This window comes from Spirosoma soli (genome assembly GCF_042684525.1).
Taxonomy (GTDB): Bacteria; Bacteroidota; Bacteroidia; order Cytophagales; family Spirosomataceae; genus Spirosoma; species Spirosoma soli.
In genome coordinates, this window is sequence record NZ_JBHULN010000002.1 from 16,924 (window position 1) to 39,986 (window position 23,063).

The window sequence follows — 23,063 nt, forward strand, 5'->3', positions numbered from 1 at the left end:
CATGAAACTTAGTCAACTTTCTATAGCCGCGCTGCTTCTGGTAAGTGCGTCGGCCGCAACTGCTCAAACCTCCGTTGGTACTACTCCCATTCGGAGTATTGAATTGGGCGTTAAAGGGGGAGGCACGTTTACTCATGGCTTTACCAACATTCCCGCTCAATCAATAGGCAGTGTTCAGGTTCCTGCCCTAGAAAACAAAAGCAACGGCATTGGTTACGGCTACAGCGGTGGCCTCTGGGCACGCAAAAACTTTGATAAATTCTTCATCCAGGCCGAAGTAACGTATAACCGATTTGTGCTGAAGCAAAAAACAGACGTAACGCTCGACGTAAACGCGAATCCAGCCCTAGCCAATGCCATACCTGTGAGTGTACAACCGGATTTACTAAACGCTAGCCTGAACATCGTTTCGGAGTCGGTGCTGGAGTCGGTTAACGTACCGATCCTATTCGGTAAGCGCTGGATGGATGGGAAACTCCGGGGGTATATTGGCCCGAACCTGATCTTCGTACAGAAGGCCGAAGCTAACCGGGTCAATAGCGGCCAGATCAATGCCAATGCAGCTATTAATTTCCCACAGACAGCCATTCCGGCCACAAACAGCTCAACGAATTTGCTGAACAGATACGAAGCGCAAAATCTGGAAGTAAAAGACTTCACGTATGCTGTAGAGCTGGGGGTCGGCTTCACACCAATCAACTTCCTCGATGTTGACGTACGCTACGCTGTACCAGTTGGTGGTGTTTACAAAGACGCTAACATTACCGGCTTTTTAGGCATCGCAACCGTTTCGCTTGGTTTTAAAGTGTTTTAGCACTCACATAGAATAAAAGGAAAAAGGCCGGCAGCTACGAGCTTACCGGCCTTTTTCCTTTTATTGCTCAGCCATAAGTGTGTATTTATCACCGGCTGCCCGTAATCGGTATCGCATCATTCGAACGCCACCGGTGGGTTCGGCATTCGCATCGCCGGGCCGATAAATAGGGTACTTACGACATAAAATGTCACGTTCCACCCAAAGGCTATCGTGGCCCATGTAGCCATCCGTGTTTTTAAGCTGCCAGTTTACCAACGTAACATCGGCTTTGCGCTCCGGCAAAAACTGCCATCCATACACACGTCCAAACGAACCACTGCCATCGCTGGTGCTGTAGACATACAGCTCCGGAAACCGGTTCTGGTCCAGATCAGCCACTTCAGCACTAACGACTGCTCCGTCGATACGTGTCCGAAAGTTGGTCAACAGCAAGGCTCCGCGATACGCTTTTACGTTGAGGTCCCGCACAGCCCCACTATCGGTGGCCGTAATGGTGAAGGTATAAATGTTGAACCGCAACTCTTTCGTGTAGCTGACAAACGTTGATGGTTGCCGGATTTCCGATGATTGTGGCCTTTCAGTCAAATTAGCTACCACATCTATATGCCGCAGATTATCATGATTCATGAAGCTGAACCACAATACACTTACAAATCCGCAACATATTTTTATATTCATCGACTCTGTGCGCTATTTAACGTTACAACAAATAACGCTCCAGAATCAAAAATAGTTGACCTAATTAAGGTTCGAGAAACGTTTCGCCGATTGATGTGAGGTCGAGTAACTTAGGCAGCACCTGCCGACCTTTGGCTGTCAGGCTGTATTCAACACGGGGGGGTATTTCACCGTATGACTTCTTTTCCACAACGCCAAGTGAAACCAACACTTTAAGCTCCTGAACCAGTACTTTTTCGCTTACATCAGGAATCATCCGACGCAGTTCGCCATACCGCTTGGGTTCAGTGCCTAATTGATAGATGATGTACAAACGCCATTTCCCGCAAATAATGTCTAATGTTTTTTGTAGCACTAACTGAGTAGTGTCAGTTGACTTCTGAGTACGAAGCTGATCATTCATAAATAAAAAACAACTAACTAAATGGTGGGTAACTTACTGATTAGAAGGTACTTGAGTAAGTATGAGCAAAGATATATGTTTGGGCTGTAATAATTCATACACTCATAATGTATGTACATCAATTTACGTACTTTTTTCGCATAATTACCTACGCACCAAGGATAAAATAATATTAATAAACTAGCCTGTTAGACTTCCCCAACTGAGATAAGTAACAGGCGTAGCCCGTATTTCGCTCGTAAATACATGGAATTGCAGATAAGTTTTTCTTGGTAGCCCAAATTTCATGTAATGAGAGCTACTTGTTGCGGCAATATACGTAATGAGTAGAGTTACCTACTACAAGATGTATGATAAACCTCTTAATTTTGATAACCTAAGCATACTTCTACTAATTGAAAACTTTACTCGTTGTGGCGGGACCGACAGCCGTCGGAAAAACGGCGTTATGCGTACAGTTAGCCAACCAATTAAAAACTGACGTTGTCTCGGCAGATTCCCGACAACTGTACCGCGAACTAAGTATTGGCACGGCCAAGCCCTCACTTGACGAAATGGGGGGCGTCCGCCATCATTTTATTAATTCGCATACCATTACCGACCCCGTTAACGCCGGGCGATACGAGCGCGAATGTCTGACCTTACTGCAGGAACTGTTTCAGGATAAAGATACAGTGATCTTATCGGGTGGTACCGGCCTGTACATCAACGCTGTTTGTTTTGGCCTTGACGATATGCCTACGGTTGACCCCGCTCTGCGCGAACAACTGTTTTCTCGCTTGCGGAAAGAAGGTTTAGAAGTATTACAGGCTGAACTACGTCGGTTAGACCCGACGTATGCCCAAACGGCCGATTTACAGAACCCCGTTCGGGTGACGCGGGCTCTTGAAGTATGTCTGGCCACGGGCCAACCCTATTCATCGTTTCGGCGGCAGCAACCGACCGAGCGCCCATTTCGATCGGTTCTGGTTGCGTTAGAGCGCCCCCGCGAAGAATTATATGCACGTATCGACACTCGCATGGATGCCATGCTCACAGCGGGAATAGTGGAAGAAGTACGTTCACTCATCCCCCATCGCCACCTACCCGCCCTTCAGACCGTTGGCTATCAGGAAGTGTTTCCCTACCTCGATGGTACGTACGATTATGAGGAGATGGTCCGCTTATTAAAACGAAACTCACGCCGTTACGCCAAACGTCAGCTTACGTGGTTCCGCAATCAGGGCAATTACGAGTGGTGTAAGCCTGAAATGGATGAAGTTCTTCGAAGAATGATGCATGATGAATGATTACCAAACCATTCATCATGCATCATTGCCTTACTGCGCCCGGTACGCCAGCATACCGCCCGTAACGTTGCGAACGTTATTGAAGCCGTTCTCTTCCAGAAATTGTTGCGCTCTGGCGCTACGTGCACCCGACCGGCAGTGTACAATAACTTCTTCATCCTGCAACCCATCGAGTTCATCAACCCGATATGGCAGCTCACCAAGTGGAATCAGGGTAGCGCCTATGTTGTCGGCCTCGTATTCATTAGGCTCACGAACGTCGAATAAATTGAGTTTTTCGCCTTTGTCGAGCCGTTCTTTTAGCTCCTGTACGGTAATGTCCATGTCGGTAATCTGTTCGGTCTAGTGTTGCACAATCAATTTCTGCACGGTGGTGCGCTGGCCAGCCGAAAGCCGGAGCAAATAGAATCCGTCGGGCAGATAACTCAGGTCTAACGTTTGCTGACCGCGACTTGGTTCGAGCGCATACAGCAATCGTCCTGTAAGGTTCACGACTTCCAGCCGGGTAAGCCTCGGCTCATCCCAGCGAATCAACCCGGTTGTTGGGTTCGGGTAGGCCTGCAACGGAGCCAGCGGTTCGGGTTCGGGCGTAGCCGTCACCACCGTGTCGGGTTTACCCCCCATAATTGGCCGCAGCATGAATGCCCCCTGAAAGTTCAACACCGTTGAGTTCGGCTGCTCCCAGATCGTTCCTCCGTTGTAAAAGATCTGCGATCCAAACAGACTATTCTTATCAAAGCCTAACCGCAACAGGGTTGTATCGCTACTGCTTATTTGCTGATAGCCCACATAAAAGGTGTCCTGCACAGTAACGCTTCGGGTGAACGGAAAATTAACAAAGCCATTGCGGGAAGCCGGATACTGCGTAGAAAATGACTGTCGATAGATAGCCGTTCCAGGCCGACCGTTTCGATTACTGTACACATTAATCACAAAGGGCTGGCCGCTCTGATTGGTAGTAAAAGGCACGATACAGGCACTAACACCAGCAATGGCGTCGGGTTTGTTGAGAATGAATCGCACGGCGATTTGCTCCTGTTGCCGAATCTGCTGAGCGTACTCCCAGGTACCATCGTCGTAAGCGTAGTAATTATCTAGCACTGCTACCGACGATATGGTATCATTTCGGCGCAGATCGACACCTGGAATTGATGGATTCACATTATCAGTTGTGACGACTTCAAATTTATAGCGCAGCACGGCTCGTGCGGCAGCTCCTAAATCAGTAACAGGTGCCAGTCTGACACTCTGCCGTTGCGAACTTAGTGACGGAATAAGTATTGAATTGGGCTGCGAAATATTCTGAATGACACGGTCTGATACCTCATCACGTATCGTGAAACCAGACGTGATGGAGTTGAACGTATTAAACAAGTTATTGATCTCGGTGGTCACCGAATCAGCCGTTTCGCCAGCCGGGTTGACCACATACTGCGCTAACGGCATAGCCGTATACCGTCGTAGCAGGGGACTCAGCGCCTGACGGACGGCTACGTCTTTTATGAAGATGTCGTTCAGGGTGCGTCTTCTATTCAAATAGACATAATCCAAATTCCAGGTATCAAACGGCCCTGACTCAAGCCCATAAGACCGAAATCGAAACGCAAATCCAGCATGAAAGAAATTAGGATTCAACACCGGGACGAACGCCTGAAAAAAATTATTAACAGTACCACTCCCAAACACTTGCCGACGAGCCTGTAACGTATCTGCCCGACTCAGGTATTGAATTCTGAGCGAGTCACCCGCGTTCTCGACCCGCCAGACGGTTCGCCAGTTGCCGGTACGATCCAGGAATTGAAGCGTCAGTGAATCACCGGGATCAGGCACTTCGCCAAGCCCTTTTATCTGCCAGTAAAAGCTTAGGTAAACAGAATCGGCCGGACTGAGTCCTTCCAGCGTAATAGGCAGCGAAGCCAATGTATCGGTGTACCCCTGTGCTAATTGGTTGTTCTGTATGTAAGGCCGTCCGTTTGCCCGTAGCCCATCAAACGATGCTACGTTAACCGTGGGCTGACTAACGGCCATTGTATTATTAATGTAGACGCCACTCCCGGGTTGCCATAAAGCGGGATCAGGTTGATTTTGACCAAGGCCTCCTGACCTAATCGAGAAGTCATCGAAAAACGGCAGAGTCAAGGGTGTCTGCGCCCAGGCAACTGAGCCAAACGCGCAGCAGGAGACCAGCAAAAAACCGCGCAGGAATTGCCTGGCAAAGGTTATAGATGGCTGAGTAAGTAAAGCAATTCCCATTTAGTATTGGTCCCGGAAGCGATTTTATTGATCCGGCTCGATTGGCCCCACAACCCACAAATCCATTGTTTCACCGACACGAATGCGTTCGCCAGAGCGCGCTTCGGGTCGCTGACGAACCACCGTCCCGACTTCCTTTTCAGGATCTTCAACGGAAATTTTCGTGCCAACTTTCAAGTTCGAACCACGAATGGCAGCTTCGGCTTCATCGAGAGGCAACCCTACAACGTTCGGAATCTCGAACATCGTATTTCCCAGGCCATCTCCAATTTCAAGATCTATTTTAGCTCCTTTGGGAATGGGAGTCCCGGCCGTAATTTCTTTGCCATTATAGAGCTGGCGAAGCACAGCATTCTTCGCAACATCGGGTACATACGTTCGCTCACCCACCTCCAGCCCCAGCGAAGCCAGGTTAAGTTCAGCACTTCGATCGGTCATACTCACCAACTGAGGCATGGATACCATGGGCGCCACACGCTTGGTGATGGTCAGGTAAATCTTACGTCCTTCTTTCACCTTCGAGTTGGCCCGTGGATATTGCTGGATAACAGTCAACGGTTGAGCTCCCGCCACGAATGTACAATCTTCCACCTCGTAGCGCAGATCACGATCATCCAGAATATTCTGCATTTCATCAAAGCTCAGCTTCGTTACGTCCGGCACGGTAATCGTTTGCCCGTGATTGGTGGTGAACGGCAGATAGACAAAAAAGAAAACCAGAAACAAAGCAGCCAGTAGGGCTATGATAATGCCAATATGAATCAGCAGGTCAAGAAAAGAGCGGGTGCTGACTTTAGCCATCCGGTGACGATTGTAATTAGTTAAGAGCGTGCCGTGTGGAGTTTATCATGTCGTTACGTTTATCCTCCATTCATTCACAAAAGTAGCGGAATCTAAACGATGCTTATTGATAGCCTGCCAGCATTTTTTTGATGTATTTGCCAACAATATCAAATTCCAGATTAACCACGTCGCCCACCTGTAAGTCCTTAAAACTAGTGTGCTCGTAGGTGTACGGAATAATGGTTACCCGGAAACGATCCGGCTGCGAGTTAAAAACGGTTAAACTGACACCATTGATACATATAGATCCTTTTTCGACGGTCACATTGCCGGCCGCATCGGGATCATATTGAAAATCAAAGAGCCAGCTACCATCCAGGTCTTGTACGTTTGTACAAATACCGGTCTGGTCAACATGCCCCTGTACAATATGACCGTCGAAGCGACCATTAGCGGGCATACAGCGTTCGAGGTTAACCCGATCACCGATTCTAATTTGGCCTAGATTGGTTTTTTTCAGGGTTTCATCGACGGCCGTTACGCTATAGCTACCGTCGGCAATGCTGGTCACAGTCAGGCAAACGCCATTATGGCTAACGCTTTGGTCAATCTTCAGTTCGGGAGCCAGCCACGACTCAATATGAAACGTTAAGTTGGTGCCTTCGCGCTCAATGTTCGCCACACGGCCCGTAGTTTCTACAATTCCGGTAAACATGAAATAAGTTAGTGAGTTAACAAGCCGGTCAGCTCGGGACGTATTCAATGCTGCAACCGACCGATTTACCGAGTGAACAACAGACTGCCTCTATTCATTCGCTAAATTGATTAATCATCGTAATCACATACATAACCTCGTCGTCCGTTATTGCTGGATTTAGAGGCAAGCTAAGTACTTCCCGGTGAAGTTGCTCGGAAATTGGTAGGGTTAAGTGCCCATATGAAAGATAGGCACGCTGACGATGGGGCGGAATAGGATAATGTACATCAGTACCTATGCCTTGTTGGCTGAGATACGTCCGGAGCTTATCGCGACGAGGATGACGAATCACAAACAGGTGCCAGGCATCGTGCTCAAGTTGATCAGATAGTGGTAATATAATTTCTTTGTTACGTATGCCCGCCAAGTAACGCTCGGCCAAGACCCGGCGCCGTTTATTAGCCTGATCAAGAAACGGCAACTTGGCCGAAAGAATCGCAGCCTGTAGTTCGTCTAGGCGGCTGTTATAACCGACGTGTTCGTTTACATACTTTTTCACCGAACCATAGTTGCGTAAGGCCCGTAGTTGATCAGCTAGTGCATCATTGTTGGTCGTGATAGCACCAGCATCGCCCAGCGCTCCCAGATTTTTAGTTGGATAGAAACTCCAGCCAGCAGCATCGGCCAGGTTACCAGCTCGCTTATCTTTATAAGTAGCTCCGTGCGCCTGAGCGGCATCTTCAAGCACCTTCAATCCGTAATGTTGCGCTATTGTATTAATCGGGGTCATATCGCAGCAACGCCCGTACAGATGAACAGGCAGTATAGCCTTTGTGTGAGGTGTGATGGCAGCCTCGATTCTAGCCGGATCAATCAGATACGTACCAGGATCTGGCTCAACCCAAACCGGCTTAAGTCCAGCCAGTGTGACACTGAGTGCTGACGCGATATATGCGTTTGAGGGCACAATGACTTCGCTACCAGCTGGAAAACCCCAGGCCTTCAGTACCAACGTTAACGCTTCAAGGCCATTAGCTACGCCAACGCAATGGCGCGTCTGGCAATAGGCAGCGAATTGTTGTTCAAACGCATCTAGCTCACGGCCCAGAATATACCAGCCGGATGCGATGACTTGTTCAATGGCTTCACTGATGACGGATTGATACGGCTCGTTACTACGCTTCAGGTCCAGGAATGGAATCATACTACGGCAGCCATTACCGAAACCAGACTCGTGAACGTACGGTCTTTCGTTTTGTCTGCAATTCTAACGCTAGGGTATGGCTCGTAGATGTAATCGTCTTTATCGTAATGCTCATTGGAGACAACCAGCAAGATGGCATCATCCGTAAATTGATCCATAGTGTGCCAGTCTTTGGGCTCTAGCACAAGGCATTGCTGAGGGTTCGACAAATGATATGTTGTTTCAGATAGTCCATTGTGAACATAGACCCGGCAACTACCGCTGACACAAATAAGGGCGTTCCAGGCGCGATGATGACGGTGGCCTGCCCGAACACTATGACCCGCTTCGTAGATATAAAATATGCGTTGTATAACTCCAAGAATAATCTTTTCGAACACAGTCAAACTTCCACTATCAGATGTAAATGTTTTAAGTTCGTAAAGTTGGGCCATTACTTGATATTAATTTGAGAGTTAGTTAGCCTTACAGTGGTTGAGGACCTAAATTTATCAAAAAACAGCAAACTGTATAAATACTCATATAAGATATGCCCAACGATAAACCATCAAGGCTCTTAACCCTATGGCTAAAAAGGCCTTGTGCTTACAGCTAGAACACGTTTACTTAACCAATTTTACTCAAAATGCCAAAGAATAAATTTCTCCTTGTTGGTCTTTTCCTAGCCGTACTGGCCGTTCTTTATTTTTCTTTTTTCGACGGTGGTAACATCGCATCATCAGCTGCCGATGATGCGATTAATCCCAAAACATACCGCCAGCAGGTCGGTGATGAACGAAAAAAAAAGAATGAATTTTTTCGCACCAGCGCCGAGTCGCCAATTACGGACAAAGCGAACTTTAAAGGCTTAATCTACTTCGCTCCGGACCCGGCCTACCGCGTGGTTGCCCGCTTAGAACCGTTTGCAGACAAGACACAGAAGCTTGTTGTTCGAATGAGCGATGGCAGTGAAGAAGTGTACGATAAGTATGCTCACGCTGTGTTTAGTTTGAACGGCGAAGCTTGCCGGCTGTTAGTGGTAAAACTCCAGGACACCTACTCTGTACTGTTCCGCGATGCAACATCGAATAAGGAAACCTACGGCGGAGGGCGTTATCTTGAACTAGATCCGGCCAAATTGACCGACAATCACGCCGTTGTTGATTTCAATGCTGCTTACAACCCGTATTGTGCTTATAATCCAACATACGCCTGTCCGATTCCTCCGGCAGAGAACACCCTGCCCATAGCCATCAGGGCGGGGGAGCGCTACGTACCGCATGATTAGGAGCTGTTGGTAAGCACCTGACAGCAAGCCGATAATTACTTTTATGCGGCCTATCCACTGCCTACTGCCTGACGCCTACTATCTTTGCGGTATTTATTGATTTGCCGCTGTATGGAAATTTCCTATAAATGGTTACAAGAGTATATTGAATTACCAGAATCACCCGAAGAAGTTGGCAAACGCCTAACTGGAACGGGACTAGAAGTTGAAGGCATTGAAAAGATAGAAACAATACCGGGCGGATTGGAAGGCGTTGTGATTGGGGAAGTGCTGACCTGCACTAAGCACCCCGACGCTGATAAGTTAAGCTTAACCACGGTTGACGTTGGCGCCGAGCACCCCTTACCCATTGTTTGTGGAGCCCCTAATGTAGCAGCCGGGCAAAAAGTGGTAGTGGCCTTGGTTGGTGCTACCCTGCACCCAACGTCGGGCGAACCTTTTCAAATTAAGAAAGCTAAAATTCGTGGATCGGCCTCTGAAGGCATGATCTGCGCCGAAGATGAAATTGGCCTGGGAACTTCGCACGCAGGCATCATGGTGCTCAACACTGACTTGCCGAACGGAACGCCTGCTGCCCGTTATTTTAATCTGGAAGCTGATTATCAGATCGCTATTGGCTTAACCCCAAATCGCATTGATGCCGCTTCCCACTTTGGCACAGCCCGCGACCTGAAAGCCGCTTTGAACCGGCCTTTACGGATGCCATCGGTCGACTCGTTTTTTGTGCAGGATACGAGCCTCACCCTAGATGTGCAAGTGGAAAATGTAGTGGCTTGTCCTCGCTATACCGGCTTAACCATTAGTGGTTTAACCGTTGGCGAATCGCCGGATTGGCTTAAGCAGCGACTGCTCAGCATTGGCTTGAATCCGATCAATAACGTCGTTGATATAACCAACTTTGTTTGTCACGACCTTGGCCAGCCGCTTCATGCGTTCGACGCGGACAAAATTGCGGGAGGTAAGGTGATCGTAAAAACCCTGCCAGAAGGTACATCCTTTGTCACCCTTGATGGCGTTGAGCGTAAACTGACCGCTACCGATCTTATGATCTGCGATGCCGAAAAACCAATGTGCATCGCTGGGGTGTTTGGTGGTCAAAATTCGGGGGTTACGGGGCAAACAACGAGTATCTTCCTGGAATCGGCTTACTTCTCACCGACGTCGGTCCGCAAAACGGCGCAGCACCACGGGTTAAAAACGGATGCTTCCTTCCGGTTCGAGCGTGGCACGGACCCTAACATGCCTGTCTTCGCCTTGAAGCGAGCGGCATTGCTCATCCAGCAGGTAGCCGGCGGACACATAAGCTCCGAAATCACGGATCTTTATCCTGACCCAATCGAGCCGTTTCGGGTGCCGGTCCGGTACCGCAACATTGATCGGCTGATCGGTATACAGATTGACCACGCTGAAATCCACCGCATTTTAGAAGCCCTCGATATTCAGACGGAAGATCGAACGGAAGACGGTTTTATGGCCGTCGTGCCAGCTTACCGTGTAGATGTAACACGTGAAGCCGATGTGGTGGAAGAGATTCTTCGTATCTACGGCCTGGACAACGTTCCTCTGTCGGTCAACCTATCGGCAGATTCGCTCTCAGAATTTCCTAAAACCGACCCGAACCAGTGGCAAAGCCGGGTTGGGCAGCTCATGGCGGCTAACGGATTTTACGAGATCCTGGCGTTGTCGCTCACTCGTCCGACGTATCATGAAGCCATCCGCTCAACGCTACCGGGTCCCGATGTAGTCTTGCTGAATCCACTCAGCGAAGAGCTGTCGGTGATGCGGCAGACGTTGTTATTCTCGGCGCTCGAAACGCTGGTGTACAACATCAATCGCCGTCAGAAAGACCTGAAGCTTTTCGAGTTTGGCAAAGCCTATCACAAAGCGGAACAAGCTGACGGAAGGCACAAATATGTTGAGCAGATGCGGCTGAGCCTGGCTATGGTTGGAAACCAGCAAGCCGAGAGCTGGCTTCAGAAAGGTCAGCCTGTGGCGTATCACGATTTAGCCACGGCAGTACAGCGGGTGCTTAGTTTATTTCGGGTTAAACAGGTTGACACACAGCCCGCTGACCCTGCTTTGTTCCAGTACGGCTTAACGTATCTGGTCAATAAAAAGCCGTTGGTAAGCCTAGGATTAGTAAGCCCAAAACTCACTAAATTAGTGGATCTGAAACAACCTGCTTTCTACGCTGATTTTGATTGGAGCGCTCTGTTAAAATTGGCAACGTCTAAGGCCCGCTACGAAGAAGTACCCCGTTTCCCGGAGGTTCGGCGCGACCTTTCTCTGGTAATTGACAAAGCAGTTACTTTTGAACAGATAAACCGGGTGGCTCACCAAACGGAGCGCAAACTGCTTCGTTCGGTAAATACATTCGACGTATATGAAGGCGACAACTTAGGAGCGGGTAAAAAAGCATATTCTGTAAGCTTTACTTTGCAAGACCCTACGCAAACGCTGACTGACGTAGCCATCGAAAAAACGATGCAACGGCTGATGGCATCCTTCGAGCGCGAACTGGGCGCCGTCATTCGGAAATAAATACCCCAGTAACGAGGCTTAACATCTCAAACGGCCTCGTTACCGGTTTTAACATACCGTTTTGTTATTGCGTACTTCACCCACATTAACTTGTAAAACAGTTGGTTAGCGAGCTTCAAATTGTAGCGCTGGTTGAACAGGTCGAACATAAAATCGGGCTGCTTAAAGACGCATACAATGATGCAAAAAGACGCATTGAGCAGCTGGAGCTGGAAAACTCTTCTTTACGAGAGAGCGTTAAGGAACAACAATCCCTCGTCAAACAGTTACAGAAAAAACAAGGTAATTCGGAAAAAGACGTTCCAAAGTCGAAAGATTTTAGTAAGATTGTAAAAGACAATCTGTCCGAGACAGATACGAATGCTGAATTAAAACAACAACTCGACGAGTATATCCGGGATTTGGAACGGTGTATCGCTCATTTGAGTAGTTTGTCATAAACCCAAATTGGCTCTGGGGCTTTGGCCCGGCTGAGCCGACCGCAGCGATGGAAGAACTGCCAATTCGCGTAAAAATCGCCGACCGGCACTACAGGCTCTATGTAGAACCGGAGTCAGAAGCAGTGGTGCGCGAAGCCGCGAAGCTGATTCAGGAAGAAATGAAGCGATACCGGGAGATGGGCACCAACGATACGCAGGAAGCCTTAGCAATGATTGCCTTCGACTGCTTAGTCACCAAGCTCAGAGGAGAACGACAAGTGCAGCGATTACAACAAATGGTGTTTGACAAAATCACTCAATTAGATCAGGTCGTTACGCCGACCATTACCACATAAACAAACATTGGTGGACGATCCGCCCCAGAATACCCCGAGTTAGTGTTCAAAGCGTCGTATCGCGGCAGGTTGATGGTTTATTTGTTCAACCCTAACGATATAGTCCGATGGACATCCCAGTTTGGTTAACGATTCTTGCGGCCCTGGTAGGGGGCGGCATTGGCATATTGATTGGCCGCCAGATGATGGCGGGGGTTCATGCAAAACGTGAACAGGAAGCAGAAGAACAGGCCGCCATTATTTTAAAAAATGCGGAATTACAGGCCGAGACTATCAAGAAAGATAGAATGCTGGAGGCCAAAGAGAAGTATCTGAAACTAAAAGCTGAATTCGAAGAAACGACCAATCAGAAACGAAATCTACTTCAACAAAACGAGAATAAGCTTAAGCAGCGAGAACAGCAATTAAACCAGCAGGCCGAGCAACAGCGCACCCGGGAGGGTGAACTCAATCAGCAGCGTAACGAAATTGCCCAGCAAAAAAATAGCCTCTCGCAGCAGATTGACGCCCTCAACAAACGGCGGGAAGACGTTGACCGCCGGCAGCAGGAAGCCGACCGTATGCTGGCCGATCAGGTAGCCCAATTAGAGAAAATTGCTGGTCTGTCCGCCGATCAGGCACGCGAGCAGCTGATCGACACCTTGAAAGCTGAAGCGGAAACCCGAGCGTCGTCCTACATTAAAAACATCGTTGAAGAAGCTAAGCTGACAGCGACGAAGGAAGCCAAAAAAGTGGTCATCGAGACCATTCAGCGAACCGCTACCGAACACGCTATCGAAAACTGCGTGTCGGTCTTTAACATTGAATCCGACGACGTTAAAGGAAAAGTTATTGGTCGCGAGGGACGTAACATCCGCGCCCTGGAAGCCGCTACTGGCGTTGAGATCATCGTCGACGATACGCCTGAGGCTATCATCATTTCTGGCTTTGATCCGGTTCGGCGCGAGATTGCCCGCCTGTCGCTGCATCGGCTTGTGCAGGATGGCCGTATTCACCCCGCCCGAATTGAAGAGATTGTTGCCAAAACCCGCAAGAATATTGAGGACGAAATCGTCGAGATTGGCGAACGTACTGTTATCGACCTCGGCATTCATGGTCTGCATCCAGAGCTGATCAAGATGGTGGGTCGTATGCGTTTCCGGTCAAGCTATGGTCAGAACCTACTACAACACTCCCGTGAAGTAGCCAAACTCTGTGCTACTATGGCCGCCGAATTAGGCTTGAACGCCAAGCTGGCCAAACGGGCGGGTTTGCTTCATGATATTGGCAAGGTATGGCCTGAAGAAGCCGAGCTACCCCACGCCATTCTGGGTATGGAGCTGGCTAAGAAGTACAAAGAAAACCCCGAAGTTATTAACGCCATCGGCGCTCACCACGACGAAATTGAGATGACAAGCATGATTTCTCCAATCGTGCAGGTGTGTGACGCCGTGTCGGGCTCACGCCCTGGGGCACGCCGGGAGATGATGGAATCCTACATTCGTCGTCTGAAAGAGCTGGAAGAGTTAGCGGGTAATTTCCCCGGCGTGACCAAGTGCTACGCCATTCAGGCGGGTCGCGAGCTGCGTATCATGGTCGATGCTGACCACGTTTCAGACGAACGAGCAGGTATTCTGTCTTACGAAATTTCGCAGAAGATTGAAAAAGAAATGCAGTATCCCGGTCAGATTAAAGTGACCGTCATACGGGAGATGCGGGCCGTAGCTTACGCGAAGTAGATTGATTGGAACACGGATGGTAGGGATTAAATGGGTTTAACACGGATAAGTAAAATCTGCGTTAAATCTGTTTAACCCGTACCATTCGTGTTCTAATCGTTTTAACAAATCGTCCTGCCACTCGTTTAGCCAACATGGATTTTTTAACCACCGTACTGTTACTCCTCGTAGGCGGGGGAGGAGTTGCCTTGGCCAATGCACTGCGTAAACGATCGGGAATCACCGATATTCAGCGCGACTCGGTATTGTTGCTGGAGCGTATCGAAAAGGTGTTTAAGGTGGTCATGGCGGAAGGCTACTTTTCGGAGATTTATAATTATCAGGATCAGAAAAAAATCCTTTACCTCCTGAATGATCCGAAGAAGGCAATGGTCATTGCCAAATCGAAAGTGCTGGTCGGGTTCGACTTCGCCAAAGTACGATTTCAGGCACCCGCCAACGGAGAAAAGAAGCTAGTCATTGAGTCTTTTCCCGACCCTGAGGTCTTGTCCATTGATACAGATTATAAGTTCTACGACATTCAGGCGGGTTTCCTAAATCACTTCAGCGGAGCCGATTACACCCAGATTCTGAATGAAGCTAAAAAGGCCATGAATGAGCGGGCCATGCAGAGCGACTTACCCAAAATCGCCAACAATCAGATTCAGTACATGATGTACCAGCTGGCGAGCTCAATGGGCTGGCAGTTGCAGTTACCGGAAGCCGATCAACGGAGGCTGGATGCATTGAAAGCACAAGCTGAGGGTACATCAACCGAACAGAAACAACTACTGACCGGGCAATAACTTTTGAAGGGTTCGTACGTTTGAATTTTGTCATGGATTAGATTCTAAAAATCTCTAATCAACCTCCGAGCCCAATGCGCCTTATCTATCTCTTTTTTTTGCTGCTTCCGCTATTCTGCCTAGGCCAATCTGAAGATGGTGGACAGTCTTGTCGAGCCGGTAAAGTTCGCTACTTTGGCAGGCTGGCAGCCAACCCGAAGGCCCGTGTCTCTTATCCCGGCGATGCCACCATCGACGTAACCTATTACGGGCTCGACTTACGTCTGACTCACACGCCGGCCTATCTCCGTGGAGCGGCTACTATTACGCTTAAAAGTACAGCGCCCAATGTAACCAGTTTTTTTCTGGATCTTAACTCAACCACGGCCACTACCGGCGAAGGCCTTCGAGTCGACTCGGTCAAGACAGGCACTCAAAACCTGGCGTTTCGGCACCAACAAAATCAGTTAACCATCACCCTCCTCCAACCCATATCCAGCGGCCAGGCGCTGACGCTTACTGTCTATTATCAGGGCGTTCCCAATAGCCGCGATCTGGGTAGTTTTCGATTCAGTCGCCACGAAACCACCACAGACCCATCTATCTGGAGTTTAAGTGAGCCGTATGGCGCCCCCGACTGGTTTCCCTGTAAAGACAATCCGGCGGATAAAGCCGACTCGTCGTCAGTACGTATCACGGCCCCCACGCGGTTTGTATCGGTCTCGAATGGGGTGCTCATCAGCACAACCGACAACGCCGACAGCACCCGTACGTATCACTGGCGCAACAGCTATCCTATCGCCCAATACCTGATTTCGGTGGCTCTGTCAAACTACACGCGGTACGACACTCCTTTTATGTACGGTAATCAAACAATGCCCGTAACGCATTACATATACCCTGAAACATTACCGCGTGCCCAGGCAAACCTTGACCTTACGCCCAGAATGTTGCAGTTGTTTACCGAGCGATTTGGGCCGTATCCCTTCTTGCGCGAAAAGTACGGTCACGCTCAGTTCGGACAAGGAAACGGTGGCATGGAGCACCAAACTATCAGCTCGATGGAAGCTTCGGCCTTAACGCCGAGTGTAATTGCCCACGAGCTGGCACACCAGTGGTTTGGCGATAAAATTACCTGTCGTGACTGGCAGAACATATGGCTCAATGAGGGTTTTGCCTCCTATGGCGAAGCCGTGTACGCCGAGTCGGTTAGCTCCCTCACGGGCTACAAGACAACCATGAACGCATTTATGACAAGGGCACTCAATGCGCGAGGAAGTATTTACGTGCAAGATATCAGTAACTTCGCTAACATTTTTAATAGCAACCGTAGCTACGCTAAAGGCGCAACGGTCTTACACATGCTGCGGGGCGTGGTGGGAGATAGTCTGTTCTTTCGTACGCTACGTATTTATACAGCTACACCCGCCCTGGCCTATGGAACAGCGGTTACTGAAGATTTTCAGGCCGTTGCTCAGAAAGTATCGGGGCAAAACCTGGACTACTTTTTTAAGCAATGGATTTACGGCGAAGGTTATCCTACCTACCGTGTTACCATGACCGGCGGAAACAACTCTGCAACAGTGCGGCTTGAGCAACGCAATACCATAGCCAGCAATCCAGGCTCGTTTACGATGCCCGTGCAGATTAGGGTGCAGTCGGCAGCGGGCGATACGACCGTTACAGTGTTCAATGACCGCGCCGACCAGACCTTCAACCTACCTGCCCGCGGTGTTGTTTCGGGCGTAGTGATCGATCCCAACAACTGGATTCTAAAGACAGTCGAAGCTTCAAGTATTGTAACAGCCGTGGCCGAGCCGCTATCAACCAAACTACGTGTGTACCCTAATCCCACAGCCGAAAGCCTGGCAATCGACTTTTCTACGCTATCCACTGGGCCTGTAACCATATCATTGGTTAACCTACTCGGTCAACGGGTGCGTTTAATTAGTGAAGCTAAACTCACCTCTGGCGATCATACCCGAATGCTTAACGTACGGGGTCTGGCAGGTGGTCGCTATACATTGACGCTCGAAACAGAAAATGGAACCCAAAGTCGGGTAGTTTTGGTGCGTTAACCGCTTTTCTAACTATGCAAAAAATTGTCGCTGTCCTTCTGTTCACGGTTAGTATTGCTTTTTCAACCACGGCACGTGGGCAAGATAACCTTGGCCTGATTCGTCATAATCACCTGGCTCTTCATGTAAAAGATATTCCAACCAGCGTAGCTTTCTATCGTGACGTAATGGGTTTAAAGCAACTCCCGGTTCCTGACAATCTGAAAGCCACCCGGGCCTGGTTCGATATGGGCGATGGCCAGCAGCTTCACCTGCTCGACGGGCGTACCGAGCAGATTGTACACGATCGTAACGGTAGTCATTTTGCATTATTTGTAGCGGATATAAACAAATCGGAGCAATACCTGAAAGCTAAAAAAGTAGCGTACCACCGGCAGGTGCGCTTTGATGGTGTTGTCCAGATCTACTTCCCTGATCCTGACGGTTATTTATTCGAGTTAAACGAAGGCAAAAAGTCAACGGCGGGCTATTAAACCGCCTGCATATTCTTGTAATCGTACCCTCGATTGGCTTCCTGTTCCCTACGGCTACATTCTTATGCCCATAAGCTGCTATCATCCAACGGCTCCATTGGCTGTAGGTCCGGGCACCTTACCTATTTTCTCCCCTATCTTCCCTGGTAACGCGTTCCCAAGAACGCAAGTTGTTCACCATTAAACTGCTTCTACCATTTTACTATACATTTTTCCTGACACCGATCGTCTGACCTGCCGATCACTCAAAACCTTCGATTTGTTGATTATACGGTAAAAATAATCCGCTATTTTTAATGGATGTTTTATACGAAAAGGTACGATCGTTTAGTTGTGCTTTTACGTACCTACTTCCATACTTCGACCGTAACCTGTATGAGTAAAGTAATAGTAGACTCTGTTTCAGAGCCTTTAAGCGCAGGCTTGCCCCAACTTGATGCCATTACCAATGAAGAACAGGTTATACTTTGGCAGCAGACATTACATCATTCCGTTAGTGGATTAGTTGGCTTGGTAGCTGTCCGAAACGACGCTGGCCAGATCGTCGATTTTCGTTATCTGTTCATAAACCAGATTGCTCTGCGAGATACACTGGGGGCGCATGCAACCGATCAAGAATCTATTCCAGGGCGCTTACTAACCGAGTTCTATCCTTCAATTCGGGAAACCCCCATTTGGCAGTCTTATATCAACGTACTTGAAACAGGAGAGCCTCACCGCCTTGAGCAGCACTATAAACTAGATAACCGCGACATCTCAATTATCCAGTCGGCATCGTCATTTGGGCCAGATAAGTTACTGCTATCATATGCTGAAACCAGTGATCTGCACTTAGTCGCCCGGCGGGTAACCAGGCAAAGTGCCTTGCTCAATGGAGTGCTTAACTCGTCTCCCAACGCCATCGTCGTATTTGACGCCACGCGTAACAGCCAGAATGAACTGATTGACTTTCACATTTCATTGGTCAATCGTATGTTCGAAACGATTACGAACCACGACGCCAGTTACTTTGCCGGCACTTCATTGACGACGATTTATCCAATTCGCCCCAAACAGTTTGAATGCCTGCGCCAGTTAATTGAAACGGGAACGCCTTTTCACTTTGATGAGTATGTGCCGGCCATAAACCGCTGGCTCGATATTACGCTTACTCGCCTGAACGATGGTTTTGTGGCAACTATTCAGGATGTAACGACCCAACGCCAAGTACAGCAGCAACTCGAAGCTACAGTGCAGGAGTTACACCGTTCTAATCAAAACTTAGAGCAGTTTGCCTACGTAGCCAGTCATGACTTGCAGGAGCCGCTACGCAAGATTGTTTCGTTTGGCGATGTGTTAACCGATCAATTTGCTGATGGCATGAGTGAGTCAGCGGCCGACCTGATCCGCCGGATGCAGCGGTCGGCTGGTCGTATGCGTTCTTTAGTCCAGGACTTATTAACCTACGCTCGACTGGCAGGCGACACCGAAACGTTTGGTCTGGTCGATTTAAACCATTTGCTTTTATCGATCATTGACGACCTCGAAATCACTATTCAGGATCGGCGTGCTACGGTTCAGTTAGAATCACTCCCGGCAGTTTGGGGAGACGCGTCTTTACTGCGGCAGCTATTTCAGAACTTAATGAGTAACGCGCTTAAGTTTCAACAACCGAACCGTTCGGACAGTACAGAGACGCCCCATGTACTGATTCGGGGGCGTGTGGCTGCTCACGCCGAATTGCCAGCAGCTGTACTACCCACCGACGCATCTCAGGCGGGTCGTCGCTACGCTCTTATTAAGATTATCGACAACGGTATTGGCTTTGATGAACGATACCTGGACCGGATTTTTACCATTTTTCAGCGATTACACGGCCGAATGGAATATTCAGGCACAGGCATGGGGCTGGCCATATGTAAAAAAGTGGTCGACATTCATAAAGGCCACATAACGGCTATCAGCCAGGAAGGTGCAGGAGCCACATTTATCATATATTTACCAATGCAATAATCTTTATGGGCCACTCCGTAAGTAATGCCCTACTCATTCTAACATTTTAATAGTGGTTCGGTTCTTTCATAGAACTCCCAACGGTCCGGTTCAGACACCAGCAGACCGTCTTTGGCTAATCCTCTACTAACGTCTATGAAAGTAACGGACTCAACACCCGATCCAATTGCTGTATCGCAAAGTACCAGTCGGCCAGTTATCACGGCTAATGTTAGCGTGCCATTATTATCCGGGGAAGTCCGTGATCTAATTTGTTTCTCGCACCTACGCTGGAATTTTGTTTATCAACGGCCCCAACACTTACTCGAACGGGCCACTAAAAATTACAGAGTCTGGTTCATTGAAGAGCCTATTTGTGATGGTGGTGAACCACGAATGAACATCTGTCGGCAGACTGATCGTTTAACAGTTTTAGTCCCTCATCTTCCTAAAGGCATCAGTCCTGAAGAAACTATACGTTTGCAGCGGCAACTCGTCGATGAATTCATTCAAGGCGAACGCATAAAAGAGTTTGTCTCCTGGTATTATACCCCAATGGCCTTACTCTTCACAGACCATTTGCGCCCACGCCTGACCGTGTACGACTGCATGGACGAGTTGTCGGCTTTTTGGGGTGCTCCTCCACAACTGCTAGAATTAGAAAAGCAGCTAATGAAACAGGCGGCTGTTATGTTTACGGGGGGATATAGCCTGTTCGAGGCTAAACAGAAGCGCCACCCCCATGTATTTGCCTTTCCGAGCAGTATCGATTTTAGCCATTTTTCAGCGGCCCGTCGCCCGCAGCCAGATCCAGTTGACCAACGTTCGTTACCCAATCCACGAATCGGCTTCAGCGGTGTCATTGACGAACGGTTTGATTATAAACTACTTGGAGAACTAGCAGAACGTCGCCCCAACTGGCATTTTGTCCTGCTGGGACCTACCGTGAAAATCAACCCAGCTTTGCTGCCAAAAAGGCCAAATGTGCATTATCTGGGCATGAAAGCGTATAAAGAGCTGCCAACTTATTTCAGTAACTGGGACGTTGCCATGCTGCCCTTTGCGCTGAATGAGTCAACTCGGTTTATCAGCCCAACAAAAACGCCCGAATATCTAGCGGCCGGCCTACCCGTAGTGTCGACGCCTATTCATGACGTTGTACGGACGTATGGCACGGAAAATTTTGTGCAGATTGCCGATACTACCAGTGCATTTGAAGCAGCCATTGAGCTAGCCCTTAACGCCAAGCATCCTGGAAACTGGTCAGCTATCGATGCATTCCTGGCTGAAAACTCGTGGGATCATACCTGGAGTGAGATGAACCGGCTAATGACCGCTTCAATGAGCATAGCTGTAGAGCAATAGATATATAGTAAATAATACAACGGGAGAGCAAGTTAGCTTGCTCTCCCGTTGTATTATTCCCCTTTTGGGACAACCATTACCACGTCTTCTTTCTCAACAATTACTTGCCCTTCAGCCAGCCCTTTGGGCTTACGAACGAACTTCTTGGGCGTTACTGTAACTGGACACAAGCTGTCCGTCCGCCGTTTAGAATACCAGGCCGCCAACTCAGCTGCCCGTTCGATAACCGTCTTCGGAAATGTTTTGCCAGCCTGATATTTAACGAGCACGTGAGATCCGGCAACGTCGCGAGCGTGAAGCCACAAATCATCTTTGTAAGCGTATTTCTGCGTCAACAGGTCGTTATTTTTTGCGTTTCGCCCAATGAGTATGCGGAAGTTTTCGACCATCACCTGCTTGAATAACTCGGTCACGTCAGTCGTTATCAAGCTCCCTTGTTGATCATTAAACAGCGCGTTTTGCTTCACGTACCGGCGTAACTCTTTCAACGTCTGAATACCTTCCAACTCCACCTTTTGCTGATCAATGCGGGCGATTTCGGCCTCACGAGCCGCTATTTGACCGTTTAAATGTTCCTCCTCAATCTTCTCGTTTTTAGCTTTTCGATAAAAATTCTCAGCATTCTTCTGCGGACTTAAATCGGGCTTAAGCTTAAGGATAACCGGCTGGTCGCGGTAAAAATCGTATAGAGTTACCCGTTCGGGAGACTTTGCACCGGGGCTCTCGGGTATATCGTGCAAATTAGCCATCAAGATATGCCCCATCTCTTCGTGGCTCACACCTTCTTCGCGCGCAATTAACCGTTGCAAGGTGGCATCTATAAGCGCCTGCGCTCGCTTTCGGCGCTTATCAAGCAGCCGTAACAGATCAGATTTCTCGCGCTCGAACGTAGTAAGGCCGTTGAACGCGGTATAGAAACGGTTAGCGGCTTCAATAGGGTCGGTGAATTCACGCTGGTTGTCACCAATAGGTAGTAAACTGAGAGTGGGTTTATGGTCCAGGCGAGTCAGATAATACGTCGGGGTCTCTAAGCGGCCTAACACATCCTGAACCAACGCCCATTTTTTCTCGCCGGTCCATGAACCACTCTGTTCCTGCTCCTTGTGATGGAGCCACTCATTCACTACTTTCCCGAACGTTGGAAAAAGCGGCCGGTAGTCAAAACCAGCCCGTTCGAAAGCAGCATACGACTGGTCAATCGGCCGGTCGAACGCGTCGAGCTTCAATTGTTCATCAGTTGTCAGCTTTTGATTGAAGAGCTCAACAACGTCATTCTGATAAAAGCCCAGCAGGTTAGGCCGATTACCAAAGAACTTGAATACCAAGGCAAAGTTTCCTTCCAGCAGAACGGCCAGACATCGTTCGTTTAGAAATGAGCGAACGCCGATCACCCTTCGTTCTTCTCCTACGGCGCCAATTACGGATGCGAATAAATCGACACTGTTCGTACGGGCCCGTTGCACCGCATCAGGAAAGAACAGCCCTGAGAAGTCAGGTCGTAGGGTCGCCTTGATGTAAAAAGGTTTGTAATAGTTGGCTTTGCCCTTGGCCTGAGCGAACGCCAGTACGACCTCGTCACGGTCTTGGCTAAAGCACTCCATAAACTTAAGTCCCAACGTATGCTCGGCCAGCATGTGAGTTTCAAGAGCGGGCGCAAGCTGCCGGAGGAAGTAATAGTTGGTGTGCATGTCAGCACAAAATTACGAACATAGAACACACGGTATGCTTTCAGTAACGACTACTCATATTATTAATGGATTTTAATGCCAATAAAATTCAAACGCCGTGATATCAATTAGACTTAATACATTTTTTAATTACATACACCATTGATTACCAATAATTTGCTGACAAAGCCAATATAACTTTTTTAATAAAATATTCCCATAAACCTATTAAATATCAATTAAATTATATATACTCTTGTATAAGTTACAATTTAAAGTTATAATCTTGCTTCGTTACCTTAATTTAAACCTAACCAAGA

At 48.5% G+C, this 23,063-nt stretch carries 21 protein-coding genes; 12 read left to right on the forward strand and 9 right to left on the reverse strand.

The genetic code is table 11. From position 1 onward, the window contains the following. Position 1: 1 nt before the first annotated feature. Positions 2-814: an outer membrane beta-barrel protein gene (locus ACFSUS_RS03615; RefSeq protein WP_381519227.1), complete on the forward strand. Its 813-nt coding sequence runs from the start codon at positions 2-4 to the stop codon at positions 812-814. Positions 815-874: 60 nt separating this feature from the next. On the opposite strand, the gene ACFSUS_RS03620 is transcribed toward ACFSUS_RS03615, so the two are convergent. Both ACFSUS_RS03620 and ACFSUS_RS03625 read right to left on the reverse strand, forming a co-directional pair. Then, positions 875-1,444, reverse strand: a complete 570-nt coding sequence (locus ACFSUS_RS03620; protein WP_381519230.1) for a hypothetical protein — start codon at positions 1,442-1,444, stop codon at positions 875-877. Between the two features lie 115 nt (positions 1,445-1,559). Further along, positions 1,560-1,898: a winged helix-turn-helix transcriptional regulator gene (locus tag ACFSUS_RS03625; protein ID WP_381519231.1), complete on the reverse strand. Its 339-nt coding sequence runs from the start codon at positions 1,896-1,898 to the stop codon at positions 1,560-1,562. A gap of 395 nt (positions 1,899-2,293) precedes the next feature. Here ACFSUS_RS03625 and miaA point away from each other — a divergent pair, with 395 nt between their 5' ends. Beyond that, entirely contained in the window at positions 2,294-3,187 is an 894-nt protein-coding gene (miaA, locus tag ACFSUS_RS03630) for a tRNA (adenosine(37)-N6)-dimethylallyltransferase MiaA (protein ID WP_381519234.1), read from the forward strand. 30 nt (positions 3,188-3,217) lie between these two features. Here miaA and ACFSUS_RS03635 read toward each other — a convergent pair whose 3' ends face one another. The 6 genes from ACFSUS_RS03635 to ACFSUS_RS03660 all read right to left on the reverse strand — a co-directional run bounded on the left by ACFSUS_RS03635 (position 3,218) and on the right by ACFSUS_RS03660 (position 8,558). Further along, positions 3,218-3,511: a rhodanese-like domain-containing protein gene (locus tag ACFSUS_RS03635; protein ID WP_381519237.1), complete on the reverse strand. Its 294-nt coding sequence runs from the start codon at positions 3,509-3,511 to the stop codon at positions 3,218-3,220. Between the two features lie 18 nt (positions 3,512-3,529). After that, a complete protein-coding gene (locus ACFSUS_RS03640; protein WP_381519240.1) occupies positions 3,530-5,440 on the reverse strand; it encodes a T9SS type A sorting domain-containing protein in 1,911 nt (636 codons plus the stop codon). Between the two features lie 24 nt (positions 5,441-5,464). Continuing rightward, a complete protein-coding gene (locus tag ACFSUS_RS03645; RefSeq protein ID WP_381519243.1) occupies positions 5,465-6,241 on the reverse strand; it encodes a PASTA domain-containing protein in 777 nt (258 codons plus the stop codon). Positions 6,242-6,344: 103 nt separating this feature from the next. After that, a complete protein-coding gene (locus ACFSUS_RS03650; protein WP_381519245.1) occupies positions 6,345-6,938 on the reverse strand; it encodes a riboflavin synthase in 594 nt (197 codons plus the stop codon). A 94-nt stretch (positions 6,939-7,032) separates the two neighbouring features. After that, positions 7,033-8,124 carry a DegT/DnrJ/EryC1/StrS family aminotransferase gene (locus tag ACFSUS_RS03655; RefSeq protein ID WP_381519247.1) on the reverse strand — a complete coding sequence of 364 codons (1,092 nt, stop codon included), beginning with the start codon at positions 8,122-8,124 and terminating at the stop codon, positions 7,033-7,035. Further along, positions 8,121-8,558 (reverse strand): sugar 3,4-ketoisomerase, encoded by a 438-nt coding sequence (locus ACFSUS_RS03660; RefSeq protein WP_381519249.1) that lies wholly within the window; start codon positions 8,556-8,558, stop codon positions 8,121-8,123. The genes ACFSUS_RS03655 and ACFSUS_RS03660 overlap by 4 nt, the downstream gene beginning before the upstream one ends. 191 nt (positions 8,559-8,749) lie before the next feature. On the opposite strand from ACFSUS_RS03660, the gene ACFSUS_RS03665 reads away from it, so the two are divergent. The 10 genes from ACFSUS_RS03665 (at position 8,750) to ACFSUS_RS03710 (ending at position 21,076) form a co-directional block, all read left to right on the forward strand. Continuing rightward, positions 8,750-9,391, forward strand: a complete 642-nt coding sequence (locus ACFSUS_RS03665) for a DUF1684 domain-containing protein (protein WP_381519251.1) — start codon at positions 8,750-8,752, stop codon at positions 9,389-9,391. Between the two features lie 111 nt (positions 9,392-9,502). Next, positions 9,503-11,932, forward strand: coding sequence for a phenylalanine--tRNA ligase subunit beta (gene pheT / locus ACFSUS_RS03670; protein ID WP_381519253.1), 2,430 nt, complete (start codon positions 9,503-9,505; stop codon positions 11,930-11,932). Between the two features lie 101 nt (positions 11,933-12,033). Then, entirely contained in the window at positions 12,034-12,372 is a 339-nt protein-coding gene (locus tag ACFSUS_RS03675) for a hypothetical protein (protein ID WP_381519256.1), read from the forward strand. A 47-nt stretch (positions 12,373-12,419) separates the two neighbouring features. Then, entirely contained in the window at positions 12,420-12,707 is a 288-nt protein-coding gene (locus ACFSUS_RS03680) for a cell division protein ZapA (RefSeq protein WP_381519258.1), read from the forward strand. Positions 12,708-12,814: 107 nt separating this feature from the next. Beyond that, positions 12,815-14,425, forward strand: a complete 1,611-nt coding sequence (gene rny / locus ACFSUS_RS03685; protein WP_381519259.1) for a ribonuclease Y — start codon at positions 12,815-12,817, stop codon at positions 14,423-14,425. Positions 14,426-14,559: 134 nt separating this feature from the next. Next, the gene (locus ACFSUS_RS03690) at positions 14,560-15,210 is read left to right on the forward strand and encodes a DUF4230 domain-containing protein (protein ID WP_381519260.1); all 651 of its coding nucleotides are present in this window, start codon (positions 14,560-14,562) and stop codon (positions 15,208-15,210) included. 74 nt (positions 15,211-15,284) lie between these two features. Further along, positions 15,285-17,267, forward strand: a complete 1,983-nt coding sequence (locus ACFSUS_RS03695; protein ID WP_381519262.1) for a M1 family aminopeptidase — start codon at positions 15,285-15,287, stop codon at positions 17,265-17,267. A 14-nt stretch (positions 17,268-17,281) separates the two neighbouring features. Beyond that, entirely contained in the window at positions 17,282-17,740 is a 459-nt protein-coding gene (locus tag ACFSUS_RS03700) for a VOC family protein (protein WP_381519265.1), read from the forward strand. 375 nt (positions 17,741-18,115) lie between these two features. Then, positions 18,116-19,732 carry a sensor histidine kinase gene (locus ACFSUS_RS03705; RefSeq protein WP_381519267.1) on the forward strand — a complete coding sequence of 539 codons (1,617 nt, stop codon included), beginning with the start codon at positions 18,116-18,118 and terminating at the stop codon, positions 19,730-19,732. A gap of 135 nt (positions 19,733-19,867) precedes the next feature. Beyond that, entirely contained in the window at positions 19,868-21,076 is a 1,209-nt protein-coding gene (locus tag ACFSUS_RS03710; protein ID WP_381519270.1) for a glycosyltransferase family 1 protein, read from the forward strand. Between the two features lie 53 nt (positions 21,077-21,129). Here the strand turns inward: ACFSUS_RS03710 and ACFSUS_RS03715 are convergent, their stop codons facing one another. Continuing rightward, positions 21,130-22,764: an NFACT RNA binding domain-containing protein gene (locus tag ACFSUS_RS03715; protein WP_381519272.1), complete on the reverse strand. Its 1,635-nt coding sequence runs from the start codon at positions 22,762-22,764 to the stop codon at positions 21,130-21,132. Positions 22,765-23,063 lie beyond the last annotated feature (299 nt).

Coding starts and splice junctions, on each gene's coding strand:
- ACFSUS_RS03615 (WP_381519227.1), top strand. CDS start 2: ATGAAACTTAGTCAACTTTCTATAGCCGCGCTGCTTCTGGTAAGTGCG.
- ACFSUS_RS03620 (WP_381519230.1), bottom strand. CDS start 1,444: ATGAATCATGATAATCTGCGGCATATAGATGTGGTAGCTAATTTGACT.
- ACFSUS_RS03625 (WP_381519231.1), bottom strand. CDS start 1,898: ATGAATGATCAGCTTCGTACTCAGAAGTCAACTGACACTACTCAGTTA.
- ACFSUS_RS03635 (WP_381519237.1), bottom strand. CDS start 3,511: ATGGACATTACCGTACAGGAGCTAAAAGAACGGCTCGACAAAGGCGAA.
- ACFSUS_RS03640 (WP_381519240.1), bottom strand. CDS start 5,440: ATGGGAATTGCTTTACTTACTCAGCCATCTATAACCTTTGCCAGGCAA.
- ACFSUS_RS03645 (WP_381519243.1), bottom strand. CDS start 6,241: ATGGCTAAAGTCAGCACCCGCTCTTTTCTTGACCTGCTGATTCATATT.
- ACFSUS_RS03650 (WP_381519245.1), bottom strand. CDS start 6,938: ATGTTTACCGGAATTGTAGAAACTACGGGCCGTGTGGCGAACATTGAG.
- ACFSUS_RS03655 (WP_381519247.1), bottom strand. CDS start 8,124: ATGATTCCATTCCTGGACCTGAAGCGTAGTAACGAGCCGTATCAATCC.
- ACFSUS_RS03660 (WP_381519249.1), bottom strand. CDS start 8,558: ATGGCCCAACTTTACGAACTTAAAACATTTACATCTGATAGTGGAAGT.
- ACFSUS_RS03665 (WP_381519251.1), top strand. CDS start 8,750: ATGCCAAAGAATAAATTTCTCCTTGTTGGTCTTTTCCTAGCCGTACTG.
- pheT (WP_381519253.1), top strand. CDS start 9,503: ATGGAAATTTCCTATAAATGGTTACAAGAGTATATTGAATTACCAGAA.
- ACFSUS_RS03680 (WP_381519258.1), top strand. CDS start 12,420: ATGGAAGAACTGCCAATTCGCGTAAAAATCGCCGACCGGCACTACAGG.
- rny (WP_381519259.1), top strand. CDS start 12,815: ATGGACATCCCAGTTTGGTTAACGATTCTTGCGGCCCTGGTAGGGGGC.
- ACFSUS_RS03690 (WP_381519260.1), top strand. CDS start 14,560: ATGGATTTTTTAACCACCGTACTGTTACTCCTCGTAGGCGGGGGAGGA.
- ACFSUS_RS03695 (WP_381519262.1), top strand. CDS start 15,285: ATGCGCCTTATCTATCTCTTTTTTTTGCTGCTTCCGCTATTCTGCCTA.
- ACFSUS_RS03700 (WP_381519265.1), top strand. CDS start 17,282: ATGCAAAAAATTGTCGCTGTCCTTCTGTTCACGGTTAGTATTGCTTTT.
- ACFSUS_RS03705 (WP_381519267.1), top strand. CDS start 18,116: ATGAGTAAAGTAATAGTAGACTCTGTTTCAGAGCCTTTAAGCGCAGGC.
- ACFSUS_RS03710 (WP_381519270.1), top strand. CDS start 19,868: ATGAAAGTAACGGACTCAACACCCGATCCAATTGCTGTATCGCAAAGT.
- ACFSUS_RS03715 (WP_381519272.1), bottom strand. CDS start 22,764: ATGCACACCAACTATTACTTCCTCCGGCAGCTTGCGCCCGCTCTTGAA.